Raw genomic sequence first — 17,691 nt, 5'->3', positions numbered from 1 at the left:
AGAGCTTGACTGGAACCTGACTGCGGGGCTGAAACGTGAATTACGACGATATCTTCGCACGCGCGATCGATCGGCTGCACGAGGAGGGACGCTACCGCGTCTTCATCGATATCCTGCGCAACAAGGGCGCTTTCCCGAACGCGCGCTGCTTCGCCGGCCATAACGGGCCGAAGCCGATCACCGTCTGGTGCTCGAACGATTATCTCGCAATGGGCCAGCATCCCAAGGTCGTCGAGGCGATGGAAGAGGCGCTGCACGACGTCGGCGCCGGTTCGGGCGGCACGCGCAACATCGGCGGCAACACCCACTACCACATCGACCTCGAGCACGAACTCGCCGACCTGCACGGCAAGGACGGTGCGCTGCTCTTCACGTCGGGTTATATCTCGAACGAAGCGACGCTGGGCACGCTCGGCAAGCTCCTGCCCAACTGCATCATCTACTCGGACGAACTCAACCACGCCTCGATGATCGCGGGCATCCGCAATTCGGGCTGTGAAAAGCGCGTGTGGCGACACAACGACCTCGACCATCTCGAAGAACTGCTCGCCGCCGACGATCCCGAAGCGGCGAAGCTGATCGCGTTCGAAAGCGTCTATTCGATGGACGGCGACGTCGCCCCGATCCACGCGATCTGCGACCTTGCCGAGAAGTATAACGCGCTCACCTATTGCGACGAAGTTCATGCCGTCGGCATGTACGGCCCGCGCGGCGGCGGCATCACCGACCGCGACGAGGCTGCGCACCGCGTGACGATCATCGAAGGCACGCTCGGCAAGGCATTCGGCGTGATGGGCGGCTATATCGCCGCCGAGAAGAATATCATCGACGTGATCCGCAGCTATGCGCCCGGCTTCATCTTCACGACCAGCCTGTCGCCGGTGCTCGTCGCGGGCGTACTCGCGAGCGTGCGGCACCTCAAATCGTCGAGCGTCGAGCGCGAGGCGCAGCAGCAAGCCGCCGCCTATCTCAAGCAAAGCTTCCGCGACGCCGGTCTGCCGGTGATGGATTCGACCACGCACATCGTCCCGCTGATGGTCGGCGACCCGGTGCGCGCGAAGAAGATCAGCGACATATTGCTCGCCGAATATGGCGTCTATGTGCAGCCGATCAATTTCCCGACCGTGCCGCGCGGCACCGAACGCCTGCGCTTTACGCCCGGCCCGGCGCATGACGAAGCGATGATGCGCGAACTCACCGAGGCGCTCGTCGAAATCTGGGACCGGCTCGAACTGCAGCTTCTGAAGGCGGCGTGAGGACCGCGCCCGGTTATGACGACGTCGTCGTCGGACGACGCTCGATCCGCGGCTTCCTCGACAAGTCCGTTCCCAGGGAACTGATCGCCGAGATACTCGAGGTCGCGATGCGCGCGCCTTCGTCGTTCAATAACCAGTGCTGGAATTTCTCGGTCGTCACCGGCGCGCCGCTTGCGGCGATCCGCCAAGGCAACACCGACGGCATTCTCGCGGGCAAACCCGACAGCCGCGAATTCCGCCGCTTCGACGGCATCGCCGACGACCATCGCGCGCGCCAGATCGAGATCGCCAAGCAATTGTTCGGTGCGATGGGCATCGCGCGCGAGGACAAGGACGCGCGGCAGGATTGGGTGCTGCGCGGCTTTCGTCAGTTCGACGCGCCGGTCAGCATCGTCGTCACCTATGACCGCGTGCTGCTCGGCAGCGACATCGCGCCCTTCGATTGCGGCGCGGTGACCAACGCGCTGGTCAACGCGGCATGGTCGCGCGGGCTCGGCTGCGTGATCAACAGCCAGGGGATCATGCAGAGCCCCGTCGTGCGCGAACATGCGCGCATCCCCGACGATCAGGTGATCATGATCTGCGTCGCGATGGGCTGGCCCGATGGCGACTTTCCGGCGAATGCCGTGGTGTCGAAGCGCAAGGGCGTTGACGAGGCGGTGCGGTTCGTCGGTTTCGACGACTGATTCCCGGGCGACAGCATATTGGCGACGCGATAAGCTAGGGCGAGAATCCGACGCCGTCGATCACGAAAGATTGCCATGCCTGCAACGCGTTACAGCTACACCGCCATCGCGCTTCACTGGCTCATCGCGCTGCTTCTGGCCTTCCAGATCGCGCTCGGCTGGGCGCTCGAGGGGAACAACAGCCCCGAACTCTTCGCGCGATATCAGCTCCACAAATCGATCGGCATCACGATCCTGCTACTCAGCGTCGCGCGGCTCGCCATCCGGTTCATCCTGCCGCGCCCGCCCGCATCCGACGGTCCGGCGTGGGCGCGCATGCTTGCCGCCATCGTCCATTGGCTCTTCTACCTCGTGATGATTCTCGGCCCCCTCACCGGCTGGCTGCTCGTATCGACGGCGCGGGTGCAGGTGCCGACGCTGCTCTACGGCATCCTCCCTTGGCCGCACCTGCCCGTCGGCCGCAGTTGGCACGAACCCGCCGAGAGCCTCCACGGTGCAATGGCATGGATCGCGATCGGGCTGTTCCTGCTCCATATCGCGGGGGCATTTCGCCACCAGTGGCTGCTCGGCAAGCCCGAACTGCAGCGCATGATCCCCTTCGCGCGCGGCAAGGCCGTCGGCGCGGCGATCGGCGCGCTGGCGCTCCTCGCGGGCGCGTTCGCCGTGGGGCAGACGATCTATCCCGAGAGGAGCCGGACAGTCGCGGAGAAGGCGGTGCCGGTGCCGACTGCGGCGCCCGTCGTGCCCGCAGTGGCGCCCGCCGCTTCCGCGACCGACGACGCCAAGGCGCCTGTCGAGGATGTCGCCAAGGAGGCTCCCGAGGACAAGGGCGAACCGCTCGCAGACTGGACCGTCGCGCCGGGCGGCCGCCTCGGCTTCACCGCGCGCTGGAACGGCGAGGCCGTAAACGGCAGCTTTGGCCGCTGGCGCGCCGCGATCCGCTTCAGCCCCGACGAACTCGTTAAGTCGAATATCCGCGTGACGATCGACCTTACGTCGGCCGACACGGGCGACGGACAGCGCGACGATTCGCTGAAAGGGAGCGATTTCTTCAACACCGCCGTGCAGCCGAACGCGGTCTTCACCGCGCGCGACGTCCGGCACCTTGGCGGCGACCGCTACGAAGCGCGCGGAACGCTCGACCTGCGCGGCGCCAGCAAGCCCGCGACCGTGCGCTTCACGCTGCGCATCGACGGGGACGAGGCGCGCGTTGCCGGCACCGCGCGCATCGATCGCACCGCTTTTGGTGTTGGGCAGGGCGAATGGACCGCGACCGACGCGATCGCCGCCGCGGTCGACGTCGATTTCTCGTTCAACGCCATCCGCACAGCACCCTGATCAGCGCGGCGACCGCCTGTCGATCCTGAGCGACCAGGCATAGCCGCGATGGAGACGCGCTACCGACATTTTTCCACCGATATCATTCGCCACTTCGCGTCCCGCTTCGATCAGCATCGCGCGCGGCTCGACATGAAAGCGAGCCAGCCAGCCCAGGAGCACAGCACGCCACCAGCCAGGCAGATCCTCCTGCTGACCGAAATCGACGATGTGGAGCGAGCCGTTGGCCGACAAGTGACGCATCGCTTCGCGCATCGCGCGCTGCCAGTCGGGGATCATCGACAGCGTATAGCTTTGGAATATCCGGTCGAACCCGTCGATCCGGAACAGCGCGTTCGGATCGAAATCGGTCGCATCGCCCGCTGCCACGCTGATCCTTTTGGAGAGTCCGGCGCGCGCGATCGAGGCGCGTGCGCTTTTCAGCATCTCCTCTGAAATATCGATGCCATAGAAACGCGCGCCGGGCCAGCATCGCGCCGCGGCAATCAGATTGCGTCCGGTTCCGCATCCGATTTCGAGTACCCGGCCGCCCACCGGCGGCGTCAGCTCGTCGATCAACCGGTCGCGGCCGAGCAGATAATATTTGCGGGTCAGATCATAGATATGACGCTGGCCGCGATAGACGCCATCCATCAGCGCGGCATGCCCCTCCCCCCGGCGCATGCCTCAATCCTTCAGCATATAAAGATGGACCCCGCCATAGATCGCGGATCGATCGCGACGCGTATAGTCGCGCGACGCTTGCTCGCGATAGATCCAGCGGCTGAGCAAATCGCCGGGAAGCCGACCGGGCAGCAGGCTCGGCTCGGCGGCAGTGCGGAACAGCACGCGCGCGCCGGGCCGCGCGGTGCGCGTCACCTCGGTCCACAGCGCGGCGAGCTGCGCGTCGCTCATCCAGTCCTGCGCGTCGAGAAATATATATCGGTCGAAACTGGCCGCGTCGGCAGCGGCAAGCATGTCGGTCATGTTGGCATGCAGCATCGTCACGCGCGCCGCGCGCGCCTTCACCGCCGCATAGTTTTCGGCCTGCAGATAGGGCGGCAGCGGCATCGTCACGCCCTTCCCGTAACCGCGTCCGAACGCCTGCCAGGCGAAATAATTCTCCTCCAGCGGAAAGTCGCAGGCGAGCTTTTCGAGCCGCGCACGGAGCACATCGGCCATCGGCCTGCCGGAAGCGAGCGCGTCATATTGTGCCGGCGGGATGCCGAGCCCGAAGAGCGAGGAGCGCTGATCGGTCACCCAGCGGATGAATTTCCGGTCGAAAAAGGGCGCGAACTTGGCGTCGAAGATCGCCCGCTGTTCCGCGATCGTCTTGGCTTCGAGGAACTGCCGCGGATCGACGCGGTGCATCCTTGCGACAAGATGCGCGAGTCCGATGAAGTTTCCGAGCAGTCCGCGTTTGTAGAGCCCGCGCGCGAAGCCGTTGATGCGGCGGCGCCCGGCGATGTCGCGGCCTTCCCAATAGCGGCGGCTCGTCTCGTCGAGATAGGGACGGACGAACGCGCGATAGTCGGCGATATTCGCGTTGCTGTCGGCATCGGCAAAGAAGCGCCGGAAGCTGAGATAGTCGGGAAGCCGCTGTATTGCGACGCGTTTCAGGTTATTCAGCGCGACATGCGCGGTGTTGAGGTCCACCGCGACGATCTCGGCGGGATTGGCGGTCAGATAGGAAAAGACATTGCAGCCGCCGCTTGCGATCGTTGCGATCCGGTTGCCCGGCCCGATTGCCAGCGCCTCCATATCGACGACCGGATCTTCCCAAATCTGGGCATAGACAAGGCCCTTGAACGCCAGCGCGAAGGCGCGGTCGAGCAAGCGCTGCTTTTGCTCGGCATCTTCGCGCACAACGGCAGCGGCGATCTTGCGGTTCGGCTGTGTGGCCATGCGACATGGTCTCCCTGAGACAGGTTGTCCCCGGGGCCGCCCATGCCAGCGATTCTTGCCATTCCCGCTACGGTTCGGTGACAAAGCCGCGACAGCGTCAAAAAACCATGCCGCGATACTCACCATGCTTTAATCGCGGCAATAACCCTCGCCTTCTTTCACGATCAGGCATTCCTTCTTGCCCGCCAGATATTTGAGCCCGGTATCCTCGCCATTGCCGCGGTGGAGGCTCAGATCCTCACCGCCACGCTTGAACCGGATGCCATGCTCGCTGTCCTCACCGTCATAGGTTCCCTTGGTGTCGAGGTCCGACTGCATCTCAAGTTTGTATTTTCCGGGCTCGGCCGTCGTGATCGTGACGTACATGCCCTCGACGCCGGTCCACTTGCCCGCCCAACTGGCGAAGCGGTGCGGCGCGGTTGCCGGGTCGGTGGCTTCGGCGGTTTCGGGCGGTGCGGTTTCGACCGGAACCTCGGTCGTGGTCGTATCGGTCGGGGCGGGCGCCTCGGCCTTTTCGCAGCCGGCCAGCAGCACGAGCGCCGCGGCGCTCGCCAGAATTACGCTTTTCTGCATCTTGCTTCTCCTTCCCCGTCCAAACGCATGCGGGCGGATAAGTTTCCGCCAGCCTATTCGGTGATGATCTCGGCGAATTTCAGCGGGTCGACATTGCCGCCCGACAGGGTGACGAGCGTCGCATCGGTCACCCATACTTTCCCCGCGAGCACCGCCGCGAGCGCCGCCGCGCCGCCGGGCTCGACGACGAGGTGCAGTCTCTCGAACGCCAGCCGCATCGCATCGCGCACTTCGCTCCGCGTCACAACGACGCCCTTTACGCCGCGCGCCTGCAGTACCGCGAAGTTGATGGGCCAGGTTTCGGGCGTCTGAAGCGCGTCGCATTCGGTCGGATAGGCCATATCCTCGACCGAGAGGATTTTGCCCGCGGCAAGGCTGCGCGTCACATCGTCCCAGCCCTCGGGTTCGACCGCGACGATCTCGGCATCGGGCAAGGCAAGCGCGAGCCCCGCCGACAGACCGCCGCCGCCGCAACAGGCGATCACCTTGTCGGGGCCGTCGATGCCGCGCGCCTTCATCTGCGCCGCCGCCTCGATCCCGGCGCTGCCCTGTCCCTCGATGATCCACGGGTCGCCATAGGCATGGACGAGCGTTCCGCCGCGCTCGGCGAGCAGCTTGGCGGCGACCGCGTCGCGCGATTCGGTGACGCGGTCATAGAGCACCACCTCGGCGCCGAGCTTGCGCGTCGCGGCGAGCTTCATCGCCGGCGCATTGCTCGGCATCACGATCGTCGCCTTGATCCCCAGCCGCTTCGCCGCCCAGGCGACCCCCTGCGCATGGTTGCCGCTCGACACCCCGACGACGCCTTCATTGGCCTGTTCGGGGCTGAGGTCGGTCAGCCGGTGCCACGCGCCGCGGATCTTGAAGGCGCCGACCGGCTGCAGGCACTCGGCCTTGCACCAGATCGTCCTGCCATCGACCTCAAGCGGCAGCAGCGGGGTCGGCGGCAGCAATGCAGCGACTTTCGCCGCCGCGCGTTCGACCCCTGCAAGCGTGGGCGTACGTGTCGGATCGATCAGGGCTTCGGGGCTTTGCTGTGTCATGGCTTCGTCCTATAGGGCGCGGCATACAACACAAGCCGCAGCATAGCGGGCAGGAGATTTTTCATGAGCAAGGTATTGGTGATCGGCGCGGGCGGCGTCGGTTCGGTCGCGGTGCACAAGATGGCGATGAACCCCGACATCTTTCCCGACATCACGCTGGCGAGCCGCCGCAAGTTCAAATGCGACGCGATCGCCGAGTCGGTGAAGGAACGCACGGGCGTCACGATCAAGACCGCCGAGGTCGACGCCGATCATATCGACGCGACCGCGGCGCTGATCCGCTCGATCGGCGCGACGCATGTCGTGAACCTCGCGCTCCCCTATCAGGATCTCACGATCATGGAGGCGTGCCTGTCGACCGGCGCGCATTATCTCGACACCGCGAATTACGAACCGCGCGACGAGGCGAAGTTCGAATATCACTGGCAATGGGCGTATCAGGACCGCTTCAAGGAAGCCGGGCTGATGGCGTTGCTCGGCTCGGGCTTCGACCCCGGCGTCACCAGCGTCTTCACGACCTGGCTCAGGAAACATCATTTCGACCGCATCGACACGCTCGACATTCTCGACTGCAACGGCGGCGACCATGGCCAGCATTTCGCGACCAACTTCAATCCCGAGATCAACATCCGTGAAGTGACCGCGGTCGCGCGCCACTGGGAAAATGGCGACTGGGTCGAAACCCCGCCGATGTCGGTGAAGCAGTCGTTCGACTTCGAGGAAGTCGGCCCGAAGAATATGTATCTCATGTATCATGAGGAAATCGAAAGCCTGAAGACGCACCTGCCCGAGATCAAACGCATCCGCTTCTGGATGACCTTTGGCGACGCCTATATCCAGCATCTGACCGTGCTGCAGAATGTCGGCATGACGCGGATCGACCCGGTAATCTACGAGGGCCGCGAGATCATCCCGCTGCAGTTCCTGAAGGCCGTGCTTCCCGAGCCGTCGAGCCTTGGCGAGACGACGAAGGGCAAGACCAACATCGGCGTCATTGCGACCGGCCTCGGCAAGGACGGCAAGGAAAAGACGCTCTATCTCTACAATATCTGCGATCACGAGGACGCGTTCGCCGAAACGGGCAATCAGGCGGTGAGCTATACCACCGGCGTCCCGGCGATGATCGGCGCCGCGATGATGGTCACCGGCACCTGGTCGGGTAACGGGGTGTTCAACATGGAGCAGATGGATCCCGATCCTTTCATGGACATGCTGAACAAGCACGGCCTGCCGTGGCAGGTGAAGGAACTCGCGGGTCCGCTTGATTTCTAAAGGCCCGCCATCCCAAAAATCCGTCATCCCGGCGAAGGCCGGGATCTCGCCGGCGCGTCGATGCGATAGGGCGAGATCCCGGCCTTCGCCGGGATGACGACATCGCAGGGTTGGCGCGCTAAGGATCGGGCATGAGAATCGCCCTCCTGACTGCCGCGCTGCTTGCGGCTTTCGCCACCCCCGTCGCAGCCCAATCCGACGATCCCTATGCCCCCGCTCGTGCGATCATCGCCGACATCGGCAAGATCGTGACGCCGAACGGGGTACAGGAGACGTTCGAGGTCACGCTCGGCGGCGCGCGGCAGGTCGTGAACGTCCGCGGCTCGGACAAGGCGAATCCGATCCTGATCTTCGTCCATGGCGGTCCGGGCGCGGTCGAGATGCCCTTCGCATGGGCCTTCCAGCGGCCATGGGAGGATGTCTTCACGGTCGTGCAATATGATCAGCGCGGCGCCGGACGCAGCTATCCGCTCAACGACCCCGCGACGCTCGCGCCGACGATGACGCCCGAACGCTATCGCGACGACGCCATCGAACTGATCGAGCTACTCAAGAAACGCTATGCCAAGCGCAAGGTCGTGCTGATGGGGCACAGCTGGGGCTCGATCGTCGGCCTGTCGGTCGCGGTCGAGCGGCCCGACCTTCTCTACGCCTATGTCGGCGTCGGCCAGGGCATCGATTTTCGCGAAGGTGAAAAAACGGGCATGGCGTGGACGCGCGCAAAGGCGCTCGCGGCGGGCAATACGGAAGCCGTCGCGGCGCTCGACGCACTCGCCCCCTATCCGCAAGGCGAATTCACCATCGCCAAGGCCGACGGCTGGCGCAAATATGCGATCCCCTACGGATCGCTCATCTACAACAAGCCCGACCTCAAATATTATTTCCAGACCCCGCGCCTGTCGCCCGAATATGGGCCAGCAGACGTGCAGGCTTGGGGCAAGGGCAGCGAATTTTCGGTGACGACGCTCTGGCCGCGCCTCGCCGATGTCAGCTTCACGAAAGTGAAGAAGATGGACGTGCCGATCGTCTTCCTGCTCGGACGGCATGATTATACTGTCCCTTCGCCTGTTGCGGCCCAGTGGTTCGGACAGGTCAAGGCACCCTCGAAGAAGCTCGTCTGGCTCGAACATTCGGCGCATATGCCGATGGTCGAGGAACCGGGGCATTTCTTCGCCGCGCTGTTTCGCGACGTGCTGCCGCTGACCGCGACGAAAGACCCGAAATGACCGCCTGGCTCGCGCCCATCGGGCTGCTGTTCGTTTCGAACATCTTCATGACCTTCGCCTGGTATGGACAACTCGGGGCGGTGTCGCGGCCGGTGTGGCTCGCGGTGCTGATCGCGTGGGGGATCGCCTTTTTCGAATATTGCCTCGTCATCCCGGCGAACCGGATCGGCTATGGCGTTTACAGCGCCGCCGAACTCAAGACCTTGCAAGAAGTGATCACGCTGATCATATTCGCCGGGTTCGCGGTCTTCTGGCTCGGTGAGAAGCTGACCTTGAACCATCTCGTCGGCTTCGGTCTGATCGCGGCGGGGGCGTTCTTCATCTTCAAGGGACCCATCGCGGTCTGACTTAATTCAGGAATCCCAAGCGACATGGAAACCCGTGCCGGCGACCCCGGAGCCTTTGCCCGCTTCGACCTGAGCCGCGTCCCCTCTCCCGCCTTCGTCGTCGATGCAGCGAAAGTGCGCGCGAACCTCGCGCTGCTCCGTCATATCGGCGACGCATCGGGCGCGCGCGTGCTCGCGGCGCTCAAGGCCTTTTCGATGTGGTCGCTGGGATCGACCGTCGCCGACTATCTCGACGGCGTGTGCGCCTCGGGCCTCTACGAAGCAAAGCTCGGCCGCAGCGAATATGGCGGCGAAGTCGCGACCTATTGCGCGGGCTACAAGGAGATCGACCTGCCCGAGATCGCGGCGCTGTCGGACCATCTCATCTTCAATTCGCCCGGTCAGATTGCGCGCTTCCGCCCGCTGCTCGACGAGTTGCGCGCCCAAGGCGCGACGTTCGACATCGGCCTGCGCATCAACCCGATGCACAGCGAGGGCGAGGTCGCGAAATACGACCCCGCCGCGCCGTGCAGCCGCCTCGGCTTTCCGATCAGCCAATTGCTGCCCGAGCATATGGAGGGCGTCGACGGCGTCCATATGCACAGCCTGTGCGAGCAGGATTTTCCGCCGCTCCAGCGCACCTGGGACGCGGTGCAGCCGATGCTGCGCCCCTTTTTCAACCAGCTCAAATGGATTAATTTCGGCGGCGGGCACCATGTGACGCGCGCCGACTATCAGGTCGACGACCTGATCGCCTTCCTCAAACAGGTGCGCGCGGCGACCGATTGCGACGTGATGATCGAACCCGGCGAAGCGATCGCGCTCGACGCGGGCATTCTGGTAGGCGAAATCCTCGACCTGTTCGACAATGGCATGCCGATCGGTATCACCGACATATCGGCGACTTGCCACATGCCCGACGTGATCGAGGCGCCCTACCGTCCGGCGATGCTCGATGAAGGTAGCGAGGGCATGCCCACGCGTCTCGGCGGCCCGTCGTGCCTCGCGGGCGACGTGATCGGCGACTATCGCCTGCCCGGCGGCGCGCGGATCGGCCAGCGCTTCGCCTTTCTCGACCAGGCGCATTATTCGATGGTCAAGACGAACACCTTCAACGGCGTGCCGCTGCCGTCGATCTGGCTGTGGGACAGCGAGAGTGACGAACTGACGCAGATCCGCGAATTCGGTTACGAGGATTTCAAGACGCGGCTGGGGTAATTGATCCTCCCCGTGGCGAAGCCATGGGGAGGTGGCAGCGCGGAGCGCTGACGGAGGGGCTGTGACGCCGCCCCTCCACCACCACTCGCTACGCGAGCGGTCCCCCTCCCCATCGCTTCGCGGCAGGGAGGATTATTGGGTGCCAAGCTCCGCCAGCGCCTGATGGATGTCGCTGACCACGACCGATCCCTCGCCGACCGACGAGGCGACGCGCTTCACCGATCCCTTGCGAACGTCGCCGACGGCATAGATGCGCGGCCAGCTCGTCTCGAACCGGCTCGGCATGCGGTCGAGCGACCAGCCCGCCTTGACGAGCTCGAGCGGAGCGATGTCTGTGCCGGTCTTCACGAAGCCGCGCTCGTCGCACACCATTTCCTTGGGCAGCCAACTCGTGTTCGGGCTTGCGCCCAGAAAGAGGAACAGGAAGCCGCAATCGCAATGCCCCTCGTCTCCGGTTTCGCGACAACGATAGGTCAGGCCCGCCAGATGTTCTTCGCCGTGCAGCGCGACGACGTCGGTCGACGGGATGATCTCGATATTCGGATGCTCCTCCAGCCGCTTGACGAGATACTCCGACATCGTCTCGCGGAGGCTGCCGCGACGGAAAATCACATAGACCTTCTTCGCGACGCTCGCGAGATAGATCGCCCCCTGCCCCGCCGAATTGCCCGCTCCGACGATCGTCACCTCGGCGTCGCTGCACAGCTGCGCCTCCATCGGCGTCGCGCCATAATAGATGCCGCGGCCCTCATAGGCCTCTATCCCGTCGATCGGCAGGCTCTGATATTTCGCGCCGCTCGCCACGACCACCGCACGGCTGCGCAGCTTGCGTCCGTCGGCGAGGTGCAGGCAATAGGCGTCGCCGTCGCGATTAATCGACGCGGCGCGCACCGGCGACACCAGCCGCGCACCGAATTTCTGCGCCTGAACCGTCGCGCGGCGCGCTAGCTCGTTCCCCGAAATGCCGGTCGGAAAGCCGAGATAATTTTCGATCTTCGACGAAGTGCCCGCCTGTCCGCCCGGCGCGAGCGAATCCAGCGCGATGACCGTCAGCCCTTCTGAGGCGGCATAGACCGCCGCCGCGAGCCCGCCGGGCCCGCTCCCGACGACGAGCACATCGGCGGTCGCGCCATCCGGAAGCAGATCGAGCCCGAGCCCCACCGCAAGCTGCTCGGGGGTCGGTTGCACCAGCACTTCGGCGGCGCCGAGGATCGCGACCGGCAGCTGATCCTCGGTCAGCCCGCGCTCGGCGAGCAGATGTCCTGCGACCGGCCCGTCGGCGGGGTCGAACCAGCGATGCGCGACGCCGTGCTTCATCAACAGGTCGCGTATCGCATAGACGCTGCGATCCATCGCCGCGCCGATGATGATCGTGACGGCAAAGCCGCGGTGCTTGCTGAACTCGCGTCGCGCCGAAAGCACGCGGACGAAGATATCCGAATAATGGCTGTTGCTCGCGATCAGCCGCTGGAAATCGGCGTGAGCGATGCGAATGATCTCGCCGTCCGCGCCCATTTCGACGCGCGACAGGTGGCGCTGACCGGTCAGGACCGACAGGTCGCCCGAAAACTGTCCGCGCTCCATCCAGCCGACGCGTTTGCGCCCCTCGTCGGTCGACGCATAGATATCGGTATGCCCCGACAGGGTGATGATGCAGTCGGGCGCCATCGCGCCTTCCTCGACGATCAGGTCGCCGGCGCGATGCGACTCGATCGTGCCATAGGCTGCCAATTCTTCGAGTTCCGCGTCGGAAAAGTCATGATTCACGTCGGCGCGAGACACCATGGCGGGGAGGTCCTTTTCGGCTTTGACTATGTGCCGTCTCTAGCGCGACGACAAAGCCTTGTCTCGTACTCGTCTCGCATTGCGCGGCTCGACGCGGTTTGACACGGATCGGCCCCGGTTCGACTTCGCCTGTTACCATCGCGTTACAAAATTGCGAGGGAGGGTCTTTACAGGGGAGACCCCCCGCCATATATGCGCAACCCGCTGCCCCAGGGGGACTTCCAATAACCGCAAGGCAGCCTTGGATGTTTAACGTTATTTTTGGGGGTCCCTTGAGTTGCACCAGCATCATAGCGCCCACGGGCTGATTCAGGCACTTTCGCCGGTCGAACCTGTTACGCTTGTCCGCCCGCATGCCGCGCGGCGCGCAGCGCGTTTCTTCATCGAGCGATTTCCCGGCACGACCATGTATGCGGTCAAGGCGAATCCGTCGCCCGACCTGCTGCGCGTGCTGTGGGATTCGGGTGTCACCCATTATGACGTCGCGTCGATCGCCGAGGTCCGCCTCGTTGCGCGCACGCTGCCGCAGGCGACGCTCTGCTTCATGCACCCGGTGAAGGCCGAGGAAGCGATTTCCGAAGCTTATTGGAAGCATGGCGTGCGCACTTTCTCGCTCGACACGCTCGACGAGCTCGAAAAGATCGTCCGCGCGACCGAAGGCGCGCAGGATCTGAACCTGCTCGTGCGCCTGCGCGTCTCGTCGGACCATTCGAAGCTCAGCCTCGCCGCCAAGTTCGGCGCCGAGCCCGACGAGGTCGCCGAACTGCTGATGGCGACGCGGCAGGCCGCCGACGCGCTCGGTATCTGCTTCCACGTCGGCAGCCAGGCGATGACGCCGCACGCCTATGCGCAGGCGATGGAGCGCGTCCGCGCCGCGATCGTCGCGGCGTCGGTCACCGTCGACATCATCGATGTCGGGGGCGGCTTTCCCTCATCCTATCCGGGCATGGAGCCGCCGCCGCTCGACGCCTACTTCGAGACGATCCACCGCAGCTTCGAAAGCCTGCCGATCAGCTATTCGGCCGAACTCTGGTGCGAACCGGGCCGCGCGCTGTCGGCCGAGTATAGCTCGCTGATCGTCCGCGTCGAAAAGCGCCGCGGCGAGGAACTCTACATTAACGACGGCGCCTATGGCGCGCTGTTCGACGCCGCGCATGTCGGCTGGCGCTTTCCGGTCACGCTGCAGCGCGACGCGGGCAGCGACGCCGAGATGGTGCCGTTCAGCTTCTACGGCCCGACCTGCGACGATCTCGACCATATGGCGGGGCCTTTCTTCCTGCCTGCCGACATCAAGGCCGGCGATTTCATCGAGATCGGGATGCTCGGCGCCTATGGCTGCGCGATGCGGACCAAGTTCAACGGCTTCGGCGCCGACGAGACCCATGTCGTCAGCGACGAACCCATGGTCAGCCTCTATACGGGCGAAGTCGAACAGGAACGCCGCAGCGCGACGGTGACCAAGCTGTTCTGACGGACGGCAATTCGGAAAAAAAGAGGGCCGGCGCGCGATGCGACCGGCCCTTTTCCTTTTGGGCGGGAGCGCTAGATTGCGCCTCCCATGCAGCCCTTCCATCATCTCCTCGCCAACAACCTGATCGCCAATATCACCAATTTCACGGTGTGGTTCGCGCTGACCTTCTGGACCTTTCTCGAAACCCGGTCGGTGTTCGCGACGGGGATGATCGCCGGCATCTATCTGGTGCTCACCGCCGCGCTCGGCATCTGGTTCGGCAGCCTCGTCGACCATCATGGCAAGCGCAACATGATGCTCGTGTCGAGCATGGCGTCGCTGGCGCTCTACGCCGCCGCGCTGGCGGGTTATGCGCTCGACCCCGACATTCGCGGCGCGGATACCGGCAGCCTCACGCTCTGGCTTTTCATCCTCGTCACGATGTTCGCCGTGATCGTCGGCAATATCCGCATGATCGCGCTTCCCACGCTCGTCACCCTCCTTGTTCCAGAAGACCGGCGCGATAAGGCAAATGGCCTCGTCGGCATGGTCAGCGGCATCGGTTTCCTGACGACATCGGCGATCAGCGGCTTCCTCGTCGCATGGGGCGGCATGGTCGGGACGCTGGCTTTCGCGATCGGCTTTACGCTGGTCGCGATTTTCCACATGCTGTTCGTTCGGGTCGACGAGCCGCGCAATACCGAAATGCACGACGCGCCGCGGCGCATCGATCTTGCCGGGACGCTCGGCGTCGTGCTCGGCATTCCGGGCCTCATCGCGCTCATCCTCTTCACGACCTTCAACAATCTTCTCGGCGGCGTCTTCATGGCGCTGATGGATGCCTATGGCCTGTCGCTGATGAAGGTCGAGGAATGGGGGCTGCTCTGGGCCGTCATTTCCTGCGCCTTCATCCTCAGCGGGATGGTGATCGCGCGAACCGGGCTCGGCGCGAACCCCGTCCGCACCCTGCTTCTCGTCAATCTGGCGGCATGGATCGTCGCGGTCTTCTTCACGATCCAGTCGTCGATCCTGCTGCTTGCGGCAGGCTGTTTTCTCTGGATGTTCCTCGGTCCCTATGCCGAAGCGGCCGAACAGACGACGCTGCAAAAGGTCGTTCCCTACGAACGGCAGGGCCGCGTTTTCGGCTTCGCCCAGTCGGTCGAGCAGTCGGCCTCGCCGCTCACCGCCTTCCTGATCGCGCCGCTGACGCAGTTCGTCTTCGTGCCGCTGATGACCGACGGTGCCGGCGCCGACGCGATCGGCGACTGGTACGGTCGCGGCCCCGAACGCGGCATCGCGATCGTCTTTTCGATTGCCGGCGCGCTCGGCGTCATCGCGACGATCGCGGCTTTCCGGTCGAAATCCTATCGCCGCATATCGGCCGCCTACGCCGTCGGAACCGGCAACGAAGCGGGTCGCCCGACAGAACAGCCGGCCTGACGACGAAGCCTCTTCCGTTTTACTTTGCAATCATTCTATCCTGCGCGCGAAGCAGAGAGAGGATGTGCGCATATGTTGTCAGGGATCCGGGTCGTCGACCTTACCACGGTCATCTTCGGACCCTATGCGACCCAGATGCTCGCCGATCTCGGCGCCGAGGTGATCAAGATCGAAACCCCCGGCATGGGCGACATATCGCGCTATCTCGGCAACGGCGTTCCCGACCCGACGATGGGGTCGATCCACCTCACCGTGAATCGCGGGAAACGTTCGATAGCGCTCGATCTCAAAAAGCCCGAAGACGCGGCGGTGCTTCGCGAGCTGATCGCGGACGCCGACGTCTTCTTCCACAATGTGCGGGGCAAGGCGATCGCGCGGCTCGGCTTCGATTACGAAGGCTGCAAGGCGCTCAAGTCCGATATCATTTACGTCCATGGCACGGGCTTCGGACAGGACGGCCCCTACGCCGACCTTCAGGCCTATGACGACGTCATCCAGGCGGCGACCGGCACCACCAGCCTGCTTCCCCGCGTCGACGGCAACCCTGCCCCGCGCTATTTCCCGTCGCTGATCGCCGACAAGATCGCGGGCCAGTTCGGCGCGCAGGCTATCCTCGCTGCGCTCGTCCACAAACTCCGCACGGGTGAAGGGCAAGAGGTCGAAGTGCCGATGTTCGAATGCTTCGCTTCATTCATGCTCACCGAACATCTGCGCGACGATACGCTCGACCCGCCGATCGGGCCCGCCGGCTATCCGCGCCAGCTCGACCCGACGCGTCAGCCTTTCCCGACAAGCGACGGCTATCTCGCGATCGTTCCCTACACCCCCGACTCGACGGCGCGGCTGCTGGGCCTGCTGGGAAGTGCCGACCTCCTCGCGACCCCCGAATATGAGGCGGCAAAGGCCAAAGGGCAGCACATGCCGATCATCTATAGCGAAATCGCGCGCAAGACGCCGGCAAAGACCAGCGCCGACTGGCTGGAACTGTTCGCCGCCAACGACATTCCCGCGATGGCGGCGCGCGACCTTCAGGACGTCAGGCAAGACCCGCATCTGGTCGCGACCGGATTTTTCCGCCACCGCACCCATCCCGATGCCGGCGCCTTCCACGAAATGCAGCCGCCGGTGAAATATGGCGCGATGCCGCCCCGCGATCTCGGCTTCGCGCCGCGCGTCGACGGCGACGGCGCGGCGATCCGCGGCGAACTCGCGACCCGGCACCGCTGAATTTTCACAATTGCATATCGGCGCATCATCCCTAGCATCGCAGCCACACGACAAAAGGGGGAGCCATATGACGCCGAACATCCTCGCACCGGGCGCGGTGCTGATCCTGTGGACGCTCGTCATGCTGGTCTGGGTCGCCGTGACGCGTTTTCGCGCGCTCGCCCAATCGGGTATCGATCTCAAGGCAGCACCACCGGGCGGTCGCGGCGGCGACCTCGAAGGCATATTGCCGCCCGTCACCAACTGGAAATCGCACAATTACACGCATCTGCTCGAACAGCCGACGCTCTTCTATGCCGTCATCCTGATCCTGCACGGCGTCGGCGGCTACCCCGCCTATGTCGTATGGATCGCCTGGGCCTATGTCGCGCTGCGTGTCGTGCACAGCGTCTGGCAGGCGACGGTGAACCGCATTCCGGTGCGCTTTGCCATCTTTGCGGCGTCGACCCTGTGTCTTCTGGCCCTCGCGCTGCTTGCGGTAATCGCCACTTTGGGTTGAGGGGGAAAGAAGGATGGACACGAACGCCATATTGGGACCGGTCGCGACGCTCGCGCTCTGGTCGATGATCATGTGGGTGTGGATGTATGCGACGCGCATCCCGGCGATGCAGCGCGCAAAGATCGACGCGGCAAAGATGGTCGGCGGCACCGGCAAGGGGCTCGACGACGTCCTTCCCCCCGAAGTGCAGTGGAAGGCGCACAATTATAACCATCTGATGGAACAGCCGACGGTCTTCTATGCCGTCGCGATCGCGTTGGCGGTCGGCGGAATGGGCGGCGGCCTCAACACCCAGATCGCCTGGGCCTATGTCGTCCTTCGCATCGTCCACAGCCTGATTCAGGTGACGGTCAATCGCGTCATGTGGCGCTTCCTTGTCTTCGCGCTGGCCAGCCTCGCTTTATTCGCGCTCTGCCTGCACGCCTTCATGGGATTTGTGCTGCATTGAGAGAACCCGTCGCCCCCGCG

General features: G+C 64.3%; 17 protein-coding genes. 12 read left to right on the top strand and 5 right to left on the bottom strand.

Annotated features, from left to right (window positions below):
* Window positions 1-35 precede the first annotated feature (35 nt).
* The 3 genes from hemA (at window position 36) to FG95_RS10525 (ending at window position 3,280) form a co-directional block, all read left to right on the top strand.
* Window positions 36-1,256 (top strand): 5-aminolevulinate synthase, encoded by a 1,221-nt coding sequence (gene hemA, locus FG95_RS10535; protein ID WP_037555742.1) that lies wholly within the window; start codon window positions 36-38, stop codon window positions 1,254-1,256.
* Window positions 1,253-1,942, top strand: a complete 690-nt coding sequence (locus FG95_RS10530; RefSeq protein WP_037555741.1) for a nitroreductase family protein — start codon at window positions 1,253-1,255, stop codon at window positions 1,940-1,942. The genes hemA and FG95_RS10530 overlap by 4 nt, the downstream gene beginning before the upstream one ends.
* Window positions 1,943-2,017: 75 nt before the next feature.
* A complete protein-coding gene (locus FG95_RS10525; protein WP_052182280.1) occupies window positions 2,018-3,280 on the top strand; it encodes a YceI family protein in 1,263 nt (420 codons plus the stop codon).
* Here the strand turns inward: FG95_RS10525 and FG95_RS10520 are convergent, their stop codons facing one another.
* The 4 genes from FG95_RS10520 to FG95_RS10505 form a co-directional block, all read right to left on the bottom strand.
* Entirely contained in the window at window positions 3,281-3,943 is a 663-nt protein-coding gene (locus FG95_RS10520) for a class I SAM-dependent methyltransferase (protein ID WP_037555739.1), read from the bottom strand. It lies immediately after the preceding gene.
* A gap of 3 nt (window positions 3,944-3,946) precedes the next feature.
* Window positions 3,947-5,164: a DUF3419 family protein gene (locus tag FG95_RS10515; protein ID WP_037555738.1), complete on the bottom strand. Its 1,218-nt coding sequence runs from the start codon at window positions 5,162-5,164 to the stop codon at window positions 3,947-3,949.
* 129 nt (window positions 5,165-5,293) lie between these two features.
* Window positions 5,294-5,737: a hypothetical protein gene (locus FG95_RS10510; protein ID WP_037555737.1), complete on the bottom strand. Its 444-nt coding sequence runs from the start codon at window positions 5,735-5,737 to the stop codon at window positions 5,294-5,296.
* Between the two features lie 53 nt (window positions 5,738-5,790).
* Complete coding sequence (locus tag FG95_RS10505) at window positions 5,791-6,780, bottom strand: threonine ammonia-lyase (RefSeq protein WP_037555736.1); 990 nt, start codon at window positions 6,778-6,780, stop codon at window positions 5,791-5,793.
* A gap of 63 nt (window positions 6,781-6,843) precedes the next feature.
* Between FG95_RS10505 and FG95_RS10500 the strand changes: the two genes are divergently transcribed.
* The 4 genes from FG95_RS10500 (at window position 6,844) to FG95_RS10485 (ending at window position 10,822) form a co-directional block, all read left to right on the top strand.
* Complete coding sequence (locus FG95_RS10500; RefSeq protein ID WP_037555735.1) at window positions 6,844-8,052, top strand: saccharopine dehydrogenase family protein; 1,209 nt, start codon at window positions 6,844-6,846, stop codon at window positions 8,050-8,052.
* A gap of 131 nt (window positions 8,053-8,183) precedes the next feature.
* A complete protein-coding gene (locus FG95_RS10495) occupies window positions 8,184-9,278 on the top strand; it encodes an alpha/beta fold hydrolase (RefSeq protein ID WP_037555734.1) in 1,095 nt (364 codons plus the stop codon).
* Window positions 9,275-9,625 (top strand): DMT family protein, encoded by a 351-nt coding sequence (locus FG95_RS10490; protein WP_037555733.1) that lies wholly within the window; start codon window positions 9,275-9,277, stop codon window positions 9,623-9,625. Before FG95_RS10495 ends, FG95_RS10490 begins: the two co-directional genes overlap by 4 nt.
* A 24-nt stretch (window positions 9,626-9,649) precedes the next feature.
* Window positions 9,650-10,822 (top strand): carboxynorspermidine decarboxylase, encoded by a 1,173-nt coding sequence (locus FG95_RS10485; RefSeq protein ID WP_037555732.1) that lies wholly within the window; start codon window positions 9,650-9,652, stop codon window positions 10,820-10,822.
* Window positions 10,823-10,954: 132 nt separating this feature from the next.
* On the opposite strand, the gene FG95_RS10480 is transcribed toward FG95_RS10485, so the two are convergent.
* Window positions 10,955-12,607 (bottom strand): FAD-dependent oxidoreductase, encoded by a 1,653-nt coding sequence (locus FG95_RS10480; protein ID WP_037555731.1) that lies wholly within the window; start codon window positions 12,605-12,607, stop codon window positions 10,955-10,957.
* A gap of 277 nt (window positions 12,608-12,884) precedes the next feature.
* Here FG95_RS10480 and FG95_RS10475 point away from each other — a divergent pair, with 277 nt between their 5' ends.
* The 5 genes from FG95_RS10475 to FG95_RS10455 all read left to right on the top strand — a co-directional run bounded on the left by FG95_RS10475 (window position 12,885) and on the right by FG95_RS10455 (window position 17,671).
* Window positions 12,885-14,078: a type III PLP-dependent enzyme gene (locus FG95_RS10475; protein ID WP_037555730.1), complete on the top strand. Its 1,194-nt coding sequence runs from the start codon at window positions 12,885-12,887 to the stop codon at window positions 14,076-14,078.
* Between the two features lie 87 nt (window positions 14,079-14,165).
* Entirely contained in the window at window positions 14,166-15,497 is a 1,332-nt protein-coding gene (locus tag FG95_RS10470; RefSeq protein ID WP_037555728.1) for an MFS transporter, read from the top strand.
* A 72-nt stretch (window positions 15,498-15,569) separates the two neighbouring features.
* On the top strand, window positions 15,570-16,724 hold the full coding sequence (locus FG95_RS10465; RefSeq protein WP_037555726.1) for a CaiB/BaiF CoA transferase family protein: 1,155 nt from the start codon (window positions 15,570-15,572) through the stop codon (window positions 16,722-16,724).
* A gap of 67 nt (window positions 16,725-16,791) precedes the next feature.
* The gene (locus tag FG95_RS10460) at window positions 16,792-17,223 is read left to right on the top strand and encodes an MAPEG family protein (RefSeq protein ID WP_037555725.1); all 432 of its coding nucleotides are present in this window, start codon (window positions 16,792-16,794) and stop codon (window positions 17,221-17,223) included.
* Between the two features lie 13 nt (window positions 17,224-17,236).
* Window positions 17,237-17,671 (top strand): MAPEG family protein, encoded by a 435-nt coding sequence (locus FG95_RS10455; RefSeq protein WP_037555724.1) that lies wholly within the window; start codon window positions 17,237-17,239, stop codon window positions 17,669-17,671.
* Window positions 17,672-17,691: the final 20 nt, after the last annotated feature.

This window comes from Sphingopyxis sp. LC363 (assembly GCF_000756385.1).
In the GTDB taxonomy this organism is placed as follows: Bacteria; Pseudomonadota; Alphaproteobacteria; order Sphingomonadales; family Sphingomonadaceae; genus Sphingopyxis.
This window is presented reverse-complemented; position numbering and strand designations above follow the sequence as displayed.